Below are 12,001 nucleotides of genomic sequence, written 5' to 3'. Positions count from 1 at the left end.
CCCCCGGCGGCGTGGGGGCCCTGGTGCTGGCGCTGCACGACCGCGGGCTCCCCGCGGACCTGGCCGCCGTCGCCGCGCTCGCCGGGCGCTGGAGCTTCCGCGAGCTCGAGGCGCACGCGCGGGCGCACGACGCCGCGTTCGGCCTGGACGAGCTGATCATGCGGCTGGAGTACGCCGAGTTCATCCCCGACGACGAGTACGCGCCGCACGGCGACGGGCCGGCGGTCCGGCGGTTCGCCGCGGCCTGGGTGGAGGACGTCAAGCTGCGGCGCGCCGACGACGGGGACGCCGACCACGACTGGCCCGACACCCCCGACCTCGACTAGGTCACCGGCCCCGGCCCGCCGCGGCCCCCGCCCCTGCCCCCGCCCCCCGTCCTCCGTCCCCGTCTCTCCTCGGTCCCGGGCGCGTGCGTTCCCGTGGGGTGTTCTCCTCCTCAGGGAGGAGGCGTCAATCAAAGTTGACATACTTTGGTCGTCAATTTAAGTTGACCGGTGCGGATTCCGTTCCATCGTTCGTTGGGGTTTTTCGGGATATGTCGCGAGAGGAGATCGCGTGATCAAGGAGTTGCTCGCTTACCTGCGACCGCACAGGGGCATCCTGGTCGTGGGCGGGGTGCTGGGCCTGATCGGCTCGGCTGCGGGCCTCGCGATGCCGCTGCTGGCCAAGTACGTGGTCGACGCGTTCGGCGAGAACGCCTCCATGGCCGGGCCGCTCATCGGGCTGACCGTCGCGGTGCTCGTCGGAGCCGTCGTGTCGGCCGGTGGCAGCTATCTGATGGAGCGCACCGGCGAGGGCATCGTGCTGGGCGCCCGGCGCAGGCTGGTCGACCGGATGCTGCGCCTGCGGGTCGCCGACGTCGACCGGCTCAAGCCCGGCGACCTGCTGTCGCGGGTGACCGGCGACACGACGCTGCTGCGCGCGGTGCTGACCAACGGCGTGGTCGACTCGGTCAGCTCGGTGTTCATGCTGGTCGGCGCCATCGTCATGATGGCCACGATGGACGGCGTGCTGCTGCTCGTCACGCTGCTCGTGATCGTGGTGATCGGCGGGCTGACCGGGCTGGTCATGCCGAAGATCCAGCGGGCCCAGAAGGACGCGCAGGAGGCCGTGGGCGAGATGGGCGCGGTCCTCGACCGGGCGCTGCAGTCCTACCGCACGGTCAAGGCCAGCGGCGCCGAGGAGCGGGAGATCGGCGTCGTCGCCGAGGCCGCCGAGCGCGCCCGCGACCGCGGTCTCCAGGTCGCGGGCTGGACCTCGCTCGCCGGGGTCGCCACCTGGATGGCCGTGCAGATCGCCTTCCTGGCCGTCCTCGCCGTCGGCGGCGCCCGCGTCGCCGCGGGCACGCTGGAGGTCTCCTCGCTGATCGCGTTCCTGCTCTACCTGTTCTACCTGGTGGCGCCGATCGGCCAGCTCGTCGAGGGCGCCGTCCAGCTCCAGCAGGGCCTGGCCGCGATGAAGCGCATCCGCGAGATCGAGGACCTGCCCGGCGAGCCCGTCGGCGCCGTCCCGGCGAGCGACGCGCGCCCGCTCGGCGTCCGCTTCGACGACGTCGTCTTCTCGTACGGCGAGGACCGGCCGGTCGTGCACGACGGCGTCACGTTCGAGGTGCCGCCCGGCGGCCTCACCGCGCTCGTCGGCCCGTCCGGCGCGGGCAAGTCCACCGTGTTCGCCCTGCTCGAACGCTTCTACGAGCACCAGGGCGGGACGATCACGCTGGACGGCCGGGAGATCCGCGACTGGCCGCTGGCCGAGCTGCGGGCCGCGCTCGGCTACGTCGAGCAGGACGCCCCCGTGCTGGCCGGCACGCTGCGCGAGAACCTGATGTTCGCCGCCACCGACGCGACCGAGGAGGAGCTGCACCGCGCCGTCGCCCGCACCCGGCTCGACGACCTGGTGGCCCGGCTGCCCGACGGGCTCGACACCGCCGTCGGCCACCGCGGCGTGCTGCTGTCCGGCGGCGAGCGGCAGCGGGTCGCGATCGCCCGCGCGCTGCTGCGCAAGCCCCGGCTGCTGTTGCTCGACGAGGCCACCTCCCAGCTCGACGCGGTCAACGAGCTGCGGCTGCGCGAGGTCATCGCCGAGGTGGCGACCGAGACGACCGTGCTCGTCATCGCGCACCGGCTGTCCACCGTGACGAACGCCGACCGGATCGTGGTCATGGAGGGTGGCGGCGTCCGCGCGGTCGGCACCCACGACGAGCTGGTCGGACAGGACGGCCTCTACCGGGAGCTCGCGGCCACCCAGTTCCTCGTGACCTGAGCCGTTGTACTCTTCGGGTGACAAAGGTGAATGTGTTCATTCAGGAGGGTCACCATGGGCCGCACCGTCCGCGCGCCGCGAGGCGCCACGCTCACCGCCAAGGGCTGGCCGCAGGAGGCCGCCCTCCGCATGCTCCAGAACAACCTGGACCCCGAGGTCGCCGAGCATCCGGAGGAGCTGGTCGTCTACGGCGGCTCGGGGCGGGCGGCGCGTGACTGGCCCTCGTTCGACGCGCTGGTCAGGACCCTCACCACGCTGGAGGGCGACGAGACGCTGCTCGTGCAGTCCGGCCGCCCGGTCGGCGTCTTCCGCACCCACGAATGGGCGCCCCGCGTCCTCATCGCCAACTCCAACCTGGTGCCCGACTGGGCCAACTGGGAGGAGTTCCGGCGGCTGGAGGCGGCCGGGCTGACCATGTACGGGCAGATGACGGCCGGCTCCTGGATCTACATCGGCACCCAGGGCATCCTCCAGGGCACCTACGAGACGTTCGCGGCCGTCGCGGCCAAGCGGTTCGGCGGCTCGCTGGCCGGCACGATCACGCTGACGGCCGGGCTCGGCGGCATGGGCGGCGCCCAGCCGCTGGCCGTCACCATGAACGGCGGCGTGGCCATCTGCGTCGACTGCGACCCGCGCTCGGTCGAGCGCCGCATCGAGCACCGCTACCTCGACGTCCGCGCCGGCTCCCTCGACGAGGCGCTGGAGCTGGCGTACGAGGCCCGCGACGCGCGCCGCCCGCTGTCGATCGGCGTGGTCGCCAACGCCGCCGACGCCCTGCCCGACCTGCTGGCCCGGGGCGCCGAGATCGACATCGTGACCGACCAGACCTCCGCCCACGACCCGCTGATGTACCTGCCGTCCGGCGTGGCGTTCGAGGACATGGCCGGCGAGCGCGACAAGGACCCGGCGGGCTTCACCGGCCGGGCCCGCGAGTCGATGGCCCGGCACGTCGAGGCCATGGTCGGCTTCCAGGACGCCGGGGCCGAGGTGTTCGACTACGGCAACTCCATCAGGGGCGAGGCCAAGCTGGCCGGCTACGAGCGGGCCTTCGACTTCCCCGGGTTCGTGCCCGCGTACATCAGGCCGCTGTTCTGCGAGGGCAAGGGCCCGTTCCGGTGGGCGGCGCTGAGCGGCGACCCGGCCGACATCGCCGCCACCGACCGCGCCATCCTGGAGCTGTTCCCCGAGAACGAGCCGCTGGCCCGGTGGATCAGGAAGGCGGGGGAGAAGGTCCACTTCCAGGGGCTGCCCGCGCGCATCTGCTGGCTCGGCTACGGCGAGCGCGACCGGGCCGGCGAGCGGTTCAACGACATGGTCGCCTCCGGCGAGCTCAGCGCGCCCGTCGTGATCGGGCGCGACCACCTCGACAGCGGCTCGGTCGCCTCCCCGTACCGCGAGACCGAGGCGATGGCCGACGGCTCCGACGCGATCGCCGACTGGCCGCTGCTCAACGCCATGCTCAACACCGCGTCCGGCGCCTCCTGGGTGTCCATCCACCACGGCGGCGGCGTCGGCATCGGCCGCTCCATCCACGCCGGGCAGGTCACCGTCGCCGACGGCACCGCGCTCGCGCGGGAGAAGCTCAACCGCGTCCTCACCAACGACCCCGGCACCGGCGTCATGCGTCACGTCGACGCCGGTTACGAGGAGGCGGCCGCGGTGGCCGACGAGCGGGGCGTCCGCATCCCCATGCGCGAGCGTCCCGAGGCGGGAAAGTGAGTTTTCCCGTTACGGGATGAGATTGCCGTGGCCGCGGTGTTGGAGGAGGCGTGACGGGCGCATACCACGGCGGGCTGGACGGGCTGCTCGACGGCCGGAGGCTGTCACCGGTGCAGCGCAGGATCGCCCACTACCTGTCGGAGCACCTCGAAGAGGCGATCTTCCTGTCCAGCGTCGAGCTGGCCGAACGGTCGGGCGTGAGCCAGCCGTCGGTGACCAGGTTCGCGATGGTGCTGGGGTTCGCCGGCTATCCGGAGCTGCGGCAGGCGCTGCGCCCGCTGGTGCTCGGCGCCCCCGCCGAACGGCCGCAGGAGAGCCTGATCAAGGGCGCCATCGACCGGGAGATCCGCAACCTGTCGCTGGTCCGCGACCGGCTCGGCAGCCTGCCGCTCAAGGAGCTCGGCGCGTCGCTGGCCGCCGCCGAGCCGCTGCCCGTGCTCGGGCTGCGGGTCTCGGCGGGGCTCGCCACCACGTTCGCCTACTACACCCGGCGCATCCACCCCGACGTCCGGCTGCTCACCCACGGCGGGTCCGAGCTGGCCGACGGGCTGCACGCGGCGCGCCGGGCCGGCGCCGAATGGCTGGTGGCCGTCGTACTGCCGCGCTATCCGGCCGAGGTCATGCAGGCCCTGGAGTACGCCGGGAAGCTCGGCTACCGGGTGGCGGCGATCTGCGACCGGGCCGACTTCCCCGCCGAGGTGGTGCTCGACGCGCCCGTCGGCGACCGGCTCGTGTTCGACTCCCACGCCGCCCCGCTCGCCCTGGCGATGGCCCTGGTGGAGGCCATGGCCGACGCCGCGCCGCTGCGCACCCAGGCGCGGCTGGAGGAGTACGAGCGGATGACGGACGAGACCGGCACGTTCCTAACCGGCGATCCGTCGTAGCGAGCGCACCGACCAGGTGACGGTCAGCGCCGCCAGGCCCAGCATCACGGCGAACGCCAGCGGGATCGACAGGTCCGTCAGGTCACCGGCGAACAGCGCCCGGCCGGCCTCGACCGGATGGTAGAAGGGCGTGAACCAGGCGACCCGCTCCAGCCAGTCGGGGCCCAGCGCCATCGGCAGCAGCGCGCCCGACAGCAGCATCAGCGGCAGCGCGAAGAACTGCATGATCTGCCCCATCGCGTTCTCGTCCTTCAAGCCGAACGCCAGCCCGTACGCCACGCCGGAGGAGAACAGCCCCGTGACGCCGAGCAGCAGCAGCATGAGCAGCAGCCCGGCCACGCCGATGCGCAGGCCCATGAGCACCGCGATGAGGATCACCACGAGCGACTGCGCCATCAGCACGGCCACGTCGCGCAGCATCCGGCCGAGCACGATCGCCGGCCGCCACGTCGGCGTGACCGCGATCCGCTCCAGCACGCCGCTGCGCATCTCGTAGATCGTCCCGTACGCGACGCCCATCGAGCTGAACAGCGCCGTGATGACCAGCATGCCCGGCGCGAACGAGGTCAGCGCCCGGCCGAGGTCGCCCCCGGCCCCCATGCCCGCGTACAGCGGGCCGAACAGCAGCAGGTACATCACCGGCTGCATGATGCCGAACAGCGGCCAGATCGGGTTGCGCAGCGTGCCGCGCATCTCGTGGCCCAGGAAGAGCGCGGTGTCCCTGATCACGCGGCCACCCCCGTGTCACGCAGGGACCGGCCCGTCTTGGCCAGGAAGACGTCGTCGAGCGTCGCCCGGTCGAGCGAGACGGACGTGATGCCCAGCCGCTGCTCCTCCAGCGTGCGCAGCAGCACCGGCAGCGTGTGCTCGCCGTCGTCCACGTACACGCGCAGCACGTCGTCGTCCACGCGGGTGTCCTTGGCCAGCGGCGCCAGCGTGCCGGCCGCCCGCTCCGGCTCGGCCAGCCTGAGCGTCACCACGTCGCCGGACACCTCGCGCTTCAGCTCCGCCGGGGTGCCCTCGGCGACGACCACGCCGTGGTCGACGATCGCCAGCCGGTCGCAGAGCGCGTCGGCCTCCTCCAGGTAATGGGTGCTGAGCAGCACGCTGGTGCCGCCGTCGCGCAGCTCCCTGATGCGGTCCCACAGGTTGGCGCGGTTCTGCGGGTCGAGGCCGGTGGTCGGCTCGTCCAGGAACAGCAGCGGCGGCGTGTGGACCAGGCCGAGGGCGATCGACACGCGCCGCTTCTGGCCTCCCGAGAGGGTACGGCCCGGCCGGTCGGCGATCTCCGCCAGGCCGAACCGCTCCAGCACCGCGGCGGCGGCCTGCTCCGGCTGCGGCACCCCGTACAGCCTGGCCGCGAAGACGATCTGCGTCCGCGCGGTGTTCTGCTCCTCGACGCCGCCGTTCTGGCTCACGTAGCCGAGGTTGCGCCGGACCATCGACGGCTCCCTGAGCAGGTCGTGGCCGGTGATCGTGGCGGTGCCCGCGTCGGGCCTGATCAGCGTGGCGAGCATCCGGATCGTCGTGGTCTTGCCGGCGCCGTTGGGGCCGAGCACGCCGTAGATCTCGCCGGCCTTCACCTCCAGGTCCACGCCCCGGACGGCCTCGACCGTCTGGGGTCCTTTACGGCTCTTGGTGGTGAAGGTCTTCCTTAACCCATGTGCCTGAATGATCATGCTTCTCCCTAGGGAAGCTCGTCGTCTTCCACCTTCCGCATCGCCTGCCGGCACCATTCGAGCTGCGCGCGCAGCGTGCCGATGTTGAGCTTGAGGTTCTCGTCGATGTGGCGGGGGGCGCCGTAACGCTGCTTGGCGCCGAGCGCCCGCTCGGTCGTCGCGATGCCCAGCTTGAGCTGCTCGATCCTGTTCTCCATGGCGGCCAGGATCTGGGACTTCTCGAGCCGGTCGAGATACGTGACCGCCACCTGGAACGGGTCGACGATCGGCTGGAGCTCGTGCCAGGTCTGCATCAGCAGCCGGTGGAACTCGAACCGGCCGTCCTCCGTCAGCTGATAGACCGTGGAACCGCCCTTGCCGCCCTCGACCACCTCCAGCAGGCCCTCGTCGGCCATCTTGCCGAGGCCGTGGTAGATCGAGCCGAACTTGACGTTGGCCCAGGTGTCGGTGCCCCACGTCTCCAGGTGCCTGCGCACCTGATAGCCGTTGAGCGGGCCGTCGAGGAGGGTGCCGAGGATGAGGATGCGGGTCGTGGATGCTGTGGACACATTCAAGTTTGTATTCAAATTTGAGTGCCTGTCAAGCGTGAGAGGCTTCCCGTCATGAGCGAACGACCGACGGCCCTGGTCACCGGGGCCTCACGCGGGGTGGGCGCGGCCGTGGCCCGGGCCTTCGCCCCGACCCACCACGTCATCCTCGGCGGCCGCGACCGCGACGCGCTCTCGGCGCTGGCCGCCGAGCTGCCCGGCGCACGGGCCTGGCCGGTCGAGCTGACCTCCGTCACCGAAGCCGACGTCGCCGGGATCGACCGGCTCGACGTGCTCGTCCACAGCGCCGGCCTCACCCGGCTCGGCCGCATCGGCGACCTGCCCGCCTCCGTGTGGCGCGAGACCATGGAGCTCAACCTGTTCGCGGTCGCCGAGCTCACCCGGCTCCTCCTGCCCGCCCTGCGCCGCGCCCGAGGCCACGTGATCTGCGTCAACTCCGGCGCCGGCCAGCGCGCCAACCCCGGCTGGGCCGCCTACTCGGCCAGCAAGTTCGCGCTGCGCTCGTTCGCCGACGCGCTCCGCCTCGAAGAGCCCGAGCTGCGCGTCACCACCGTCTACCCCGGGCGGATCGACACCGACATGCAGCGCGGCGTACGCGAGCAGGAACGCGGGGCGTACGAGCCCGAGAAGTACCTCACCGCGCAGAGCGTCGCCCGCGCCATCCACGCCGCCTGCACCGCCGGGCCCGACGCGCACCTCACCGAACTCACCCTCCGGCCGAGCGCGGGACCCCTCACCTGACCGCCTGAATGGATCCATTCACTACAGTGGGTCCATGCTTGAAGATCTCGCGCGCGTGGGCCGCGACCCCGCCACCGGAGGCTACGTACGGGACGCCTGGTCGCACGCCGACCAGGAACTGCGCGAATGGTTCGCCGGCGAGGCCACGCGCCGCGGGCTCGACCTGCGCGAAGACCGCAACGGCAACCTGTGGGCCTGGTGGGGCGACCCCGCCCGCGAGCCCGGCGTCGTCACCGGCAGCCACCTCGACTCCGTCCGCCAGGGCGGCGCCTACGACGGGCCGCTCGGCGTCGTGTCCGCCTTCGCCGCCATCGACCTGCTGCGCCGCCGCGGCTTCCAGCCCCGCCGGCCCCTCGGCGTCGTCTGCTTCACCGACGAGGAAGGCGCCCGATTCGGCGTCCCCTGCGTCGGATCCCGGCTCCTCACCGGCGCGCTCACCCCCGAACGGGCGCTCGGGCTCACCGACGACCACGGCGACACCCTCGCCGACGTCCTCACCCGCCTCGGACGCGACCCCCGCGCCCTCGGCCCCGACCCCGAGACCCTGCGCGCCATCGGCGTCTTCGTCGAACTCCACGTCGAACAGGGCAAGGGGCTCGTCGAGCACGGCCGGCCCGTCGGCGTCGCCAGCGGCATCTGGCCCCACGGACGGTGGCGCTTCGACCTGCGCGGCCAGGCCAACCACGCCGGCACCACCCGGCTCGCCGACCGGCACGACCCCATGCTCGCGCTGGCCCGCCTCGTCCTCGCCGCCCGCGAGCACGCCGCCCGCCGCGGCGTCGTCGCCACCGTGGGCAAGGTGCTCGTCTCTCCCAACAACGCCAACGCCGTCCCGGGGCTCGTGTCCGCCTGGCTCGACGCCCGCGGGCCCGCCGAAGCCGACGTCCGCGCCCTCGTGGCCGACCTCCACCACCTCACCGCCCCGCCCGTTCACCCCGCCGCCCCCCAGCCCCCCGAACCCCGCACCCCAGCCGGCTCCCCCAGCCACCAGCCCCCGCCGGGCAACGCAGTCCCGGGGGAGGCCCCGGCCCCGTACGGCGGCGCGGCCTCCCCGGGGGGTGCGGCCTCTCAGGGTGGGGTGGGTCCGGTGGGTGGCTCCTTCTCGGGGGAGGCCCCGGCCCCGTACGGCGGCGCGGGTTCCTCGGGGGGTGCGGCCTCTCAGGGTGGGGTGGGTCCGGTGGGTGGCTCCTCCCCGGAGGGGGCCGCAGCCCCGTACGGCGGTGCGGGGTCTCAGGGGGGTTACGTGGGTTCGGTGAAGCGTCGGGGCTCCGAGGAGGGCGGCTTGGCTCCGGGCTTGCGGGGTGGGGTGGTGGTGCGGGAGGAGTCCTGGACGCCGCTGGTCGGGTTCGATGTGGGGTTGCGGGAGCGGGTGGGGCGGGCAGTGGGGGGTGAGGTGCCGGTGCTGGCGACCGGGGCCGGGCATGACGCGGGGATCCTGGCGGCGGCCGGGGTGCCGAGCGCGATGTTGTTCGTGCGCAACCCCACCGGCGTGTCCCATGCCCCGGAGGAGCATGCCGAGCAGGCAGACTGCGAGGCGGGAGTCGCCGCACTCGCGAACGTGCTGGAGGAGCTGTGCCGCTGACCTACTGGTGTGAGCAGGCCTGGCTGCCCGACGGCGTGGCGGCCGGGGTGCTGGTCGAGGTGGAGGGCGCCCGGATCGTCGGGGTGCGCCGGGGTGAGCCCGGGGATGCGCACCGGCTGCCGGGGTTGACGATCCCGGGCCTGGCCAACGCGCATTCGCACGCCTTCCACCGGGCGTTGCGGGGCGTGACGCAGGGCGGCAAGGGGGATTTCTGGACGTGGCGTGAACAGATGTACGAGGTGGCCGCGCGGCTGGATCCGGACGCGTATCTGGCGCTGGCCCGGGCGGTCTACGCCGAGATGGCGCTGGCGGGGATCACGAGTGTGGGGGAGTTCCACTACCTGCATCACGGCCCGGGCGGCACGCCGTACGTCGATCCGAACACGATGGGGCACGCGCTGGTGCAGGCGGCGCGGGAGGCGGGGCTGCGGATCGCGCTGATCGACGCCTGTTATGTGGCGGGCGGGCCGGGGCGGGCGCTGGCGGGGGCGCAGTTGCGGTTCGGCGACGGTGACGCCGACGGGTGGGCGGTGCGGGCGGAGGAGCTGGCCGCGGCGTACGAGGGCCAGCCGGACGTGGAGATCGGCGCGGCGATCCATTCGGTGCGGGCGGTGCCGCCGGAGCAGATGCCGGTGGTGGTGGAGTTCTCGCACCGGCACGCCGCTCCGCTGCACGCGCACGTGTCGGAGCAGCGGGCGGAGAACGCCGCCTGCGTGGAGACGTACGCGGCGACTCCCGTGCAGGTGCTGCACGAGCAGGGGGCGCTGGGCCCGCGTTCGACGGCGGTGCACGCCACGCATCTGTCGGAGGTGGACGTGGAGCTGCTCGGGCAGTCGGGGACGTACGTGTGCATGTGCCCGACGACGGAGCGGGATCTGGCCGACGGGATCGGGCCGGCGAGGAGGGTGTACGACCGGGGGGCGCCGGTGACGCTGGGGTCCGACAGTCACGCGGTCGTGGACCTGTTCGAGGAGGCGCGGGCGGTCGAGCTGGACGAGAGGCTGGCGACGGAGCGGCGCGGCCATTGGAGCGCCGCCGAGCTGCTGGGCGCGGCGACGGCGGCGGGGCACGCGTCGCTGGGGTTCCCGGAGGCGGGGCTGCTGGTGCCGGGCGCGTGGGCGGATCTGGTGACGGTGGGCCTGGACTCGGTGCGCACGGCGGGTGCGGGCGGGCTGGAGGCGGTGGTGTTCGCGGCGACGGCGGCGGACGTGCGCTCGGTGATCTCCGGGGGCCGCCGGGTGGTGTCCGACGGCCGCCACGAGCTGGGGGACGTCGGCGCGATGCTGGCCGACGCGATCGGCCGCGTGAGATGACCGCGCGGGACGGCGATAACAGCATGACGGTGACGGCGACGAGGGTGGGACGGGTGCGATGACGACGACGGTGATCGACGGGATCGGGTTGCTCTACACGGGGGATCCGGAGCGGGAGGAGGTCGCCGGGGCGGCGCTCGTGCTGGAGGACGGCCTGGTCGCCTGGGCGGGCCCGGCGGGGCGGGCTCCGGCGGCGGACCGGCGGGTGGACGCCGGGGGCAGGGCGGTGATCCCGGGGTTCGTGGACAGTCACGCGCATCTGGTGTTCGCGGGCGACCGCACCGCCGAGTTCCGGGCCCGCATGTCGGGGGAGCGCTACACGGGCGGCGGCATCAGGACGACGGTCGAGGCCACCCGGGCGGCGGGCGACGCGGAGCTGGCCACGCGGGCCGCCGCGCTGGTCGCCGAGATGCGGGCGCAGGGCACCACGACCGTGGAGATCAAGAGCGGTTACGGCCTGTCCGTGGAGGACGAGCGGCGCTCGCTGGAGATCGCCACGTCGCTGACGGACGAGACCACGTTCCTCGGCGCGCACGTGGTGCCGGCGGGCGTGGACGCCGACGACTACGTCCGGCTGGTCACGGGTGACATGCTGGCGGCCTGCGCCCCGTACGCGAAGTGGGTGGACGTCTTCTGCGAGCGCGGCGCCTTCGACGGCGAGCAGTCGGCGGAGATCCTCAAGGCCGGACTGAAGGCCGGGCTGCAGGCCAGGGTGCACGCCAACCAGCTCGGCGAGGGGCCGGGGGTGCGGCTGGCGTGCGAGCTGGGCGCGGCCTCGGCCGACCACTGCACGCACCTGAGCGCCGCCGACGTCGACGCGCTCGCCGCCTCGGAGACGGTGGCGACGCTGCTGCCGGGGGCGGAGTTCTCCACGCGCTCGCCGTACCCGGACGCCAGGCGGCTGATCGACGCGGGGGTGACGGTGGCGCTGGCGACCGACTGCAACCCGGGCTCGTCGTTCACCTCGTCGATGCCGTTCTGCGTGGCGCTGGCGGTGCGGGAGATGGGGATGACGCCGCTGGAGGCGGTGCGGGCCGCGACGGTGGGCGGGGCGCGCGCGCTGCGGCGGACGGACGTAGGCTGGCTGGGTCCCGGCGCGCGTGCCGACCTCGTCATCCTCGACGCGCCCTCCTACGTTCATCTGGCTTACCGGCCCGGCGTTCCCCTTGTTCACCAGGTGTTCCAGGACGGCCTCCTCCTTTAGGAGGACATCCAGAACCGTCCGCTGGTCGTAGTCCTTTAGGGAATCTTTGCCCCTGGCCGGACGTTGGCC

11 protein-coding genes are annotated in these 12,001 nt (G+C 73.2%); 8 read left to right on the top strand and 3 right to left on the bottom strand.

Features of this window, described 5'->3' with window-relative positions:
- Positions 1 to 11 precede the first annotated feature (11 nt).
- From ACWDXC_RS00770 to ACWDXC_RS00755, 4 genes are all read left to right on the top strand, one after another.
- On the top strand, positions 12 to 326 hold the full coding sequence (locus ACWDXC_RS00770) for a hypothetical protein (RefSeq protein ID WP_449976601.1): 315 nt from the start codon (positions 12 to 14) through the stop codon (positions 324 to 326).
- Positions 327 to 555: 229 nt separating this feature from the next.
- On the top strand, positions 556 to 2,262 hold the full coding sequence (locus tag ACWDXC_RS00765) for an ABC transporter ATP-binding protein (protein WP_449976599.1): 1,707 nt from the start codon (positions 556 to 558) through the stop codon (positions 2,260 to 2,262).
- Between the two features lie 54 nt (positions 2,263 to 2,316).
- A complete protein-coding gene (gene hutU / locus ACWDXC_RS00760) occupies positions 2,317 to 3,981 on the top strand; it encodes a urocanate hydratase (protein ID WP_375074311.1) in 1,665 nt (554 codons plus the stop codon).
- A gap of 50 nt (positions 3,982 to 4,031) precedes the next feature.
- Positions 4,032 to 4,865 (top strand): MurR/RpiR family transcriptional regulator, encoded by an 834-nt coding sequence (locus tag ACWDXC_RS00755; RefSeq protein ID WP_219510415.1) that lies wholly within the window; start codon positions 4,032 to 4,034, stop codon positions 4,863 to 4,865.
- Here ACWDXC_RS00755 and ACWDXC_RS00750 read toward each other — a convergent pair.
- From ACWDXC_RS00750 to ACWDXC_RS00740, 3 genes are read right to left on the bottom strand one after another with little or no spacing between them, the layout of a single operon-like run.
- A complete protein-coding gene (locus tag ACWDXC_RS00750) occupies positions 4,845 to 5,594 on the bottom strand; it encodes an ABC transporter permease (RefSeq protein ID WP_449976595.1) in 750 nt (249 codons plus the stop codon). The genes ACWDXC_RS00755 and ACWDXC_RS00750 overlap by 21 nt on opposite strands.
- Positions 5,591 to 6,544 carry an ATP-binding cassette domain-containing protein gene (locus tag ACWDXC_RS00745; RefSeq protein WP_449976592.1) on the bottom strand — a complete coding sequence of 318 codons (954 nt, stop codon included), beginning with the start codon at positions 6,542 to 6,544 and terminating at the stop codon, positions 5,591 to 5,593. The genes ACWDXC_RS00750 and ACWDXC_RS00745 overlap by 4 nt, the downstream gene beginning before the upstream one ends.
- Before the next feature lie 8 nt (positions 6,545 to 6,552).
- Positions 6,553 to 7,092 (bottom strand): PadR family transcriptional regulator, encoded by a 540-nt coding sequence (locus tag ACWDXC_RS00740; protein WP_449976590.1) that lies wholly within the window; start codon positions 7,090 to 7,092, stop codon positions 6,553 to 6,555.
- Positions 7,093 to 7,146: 54 nt separating this feature from the next.
- Between ACWDXC_RS00740 and ACWDXC_RS00735 the strand changes: the two genes are divergently transcribed.
- The 4 genes from ACWDXC_RS00735 to hutI are packed head-to-tail and all read left to right on the top strand — an operon-like array spanning position 7,147 to position 11,932.
- Positions 7,147 to 7,833, top strand: coding sequence for an SDR family oxidoreductase (locus ACWDXC_RS00735; RefSeq protein WP_219510419.1), 687 nt, complete (start codon positions 7,147 to 7,149; stop codon positions 7,831 to 7,833).
- Between the two features lie 34 nt (positions 7,834 to 7,867).
- Positions 7,868 to 9,415: an allantoate amidohydrolase gene (locus ACWDXC_RS00730; protein ID WP_449976586.1), complete on the top strand. Its 1,548-nt coding sequence runs from the start codon at positions 7,868 to 7,870 to the stop codon at positions 9,413 to 9,415.
- Positions 9,406 to 10,728, top strand: a complete 1,323-nt coding sequence (locus ACWDXC_RS00725) for a formimidoylglutamate deiminase (protein WP_449976583.1) — start codon at positions 9,406 to 9,408, stop codon at positions 10,726 to 10,728. The genes ACWDXC_RS00730 and ACWDXC_RS00725 overlap by 10 nt, the downstream gene beginning before the upstream one ends.
- A gap of 58 nt (positions 10,729 to 10,786) precedes the next feature.
- The gene (hutI, locus tag ACWDXC_RS00720) at positions 10,787 to 11,932 is read left to right on the top strand and encodes an imidazolonepropionase (RefSeq protein WP_449976581.1); all 1,146 of its coding nucleotides are present in this window, start codon (positions 10,787 to 10,789) and stop codon (positions 11,930 to 11,932) included.
- Positions 11,933 to 12,001: the final 69 nt, after the last annotated feature.

The sequence above is a fragment of the Nonomuraea sp. NPDC003214 genome, assembly GCF_053590035.1.
The sequence above is the reverse complement of the archived record's forward strand: the minus strand, read 5'-3'. Positions and strand labels throughout refer to the sequence as shown.

What these genes read in the sequence shown, in the direction of transcription:
- hutI (WP_449976581.1), top strand. Translation starts at nt 10,787, where the DNA reads ATGACGACGACGGTGATCGACGGGATCGGGTTGCTCTACACGGGGGAT.
- ACWDXC_RS00735 (WP_219510419.1), top strand. Translation starts at nt 7,147, where the DNA reads ATGAGCGAACGACCGACGGCCCTGGTCACCGGGGCCTCACGCGGGGTG.
- ACWDXC_RS00730 (WP_449976586.1), top strand. Translation starts at nt 7,868, where the DNA reads ATGCTTGAAGATCTCGCGCGCGTGGGCCGCGACCCCGCCACCGGAGGC.
- ACWDXC_RS00745 (WP_449976592.1), bottom strand. Translation starts at nt 6,544, where the DNA reads ATGATCATTCAGGCACATGGGTTAAGGAAGACCTTCACCACCAAGAGC.
- hutU (WP_375074311.1), top strand. Translation starts at nt 2,317, where the DNA reads ATGGGCCGCACCGTCCGCGCGCCGCGAGGCGCCACGCTCACCGCCAAG.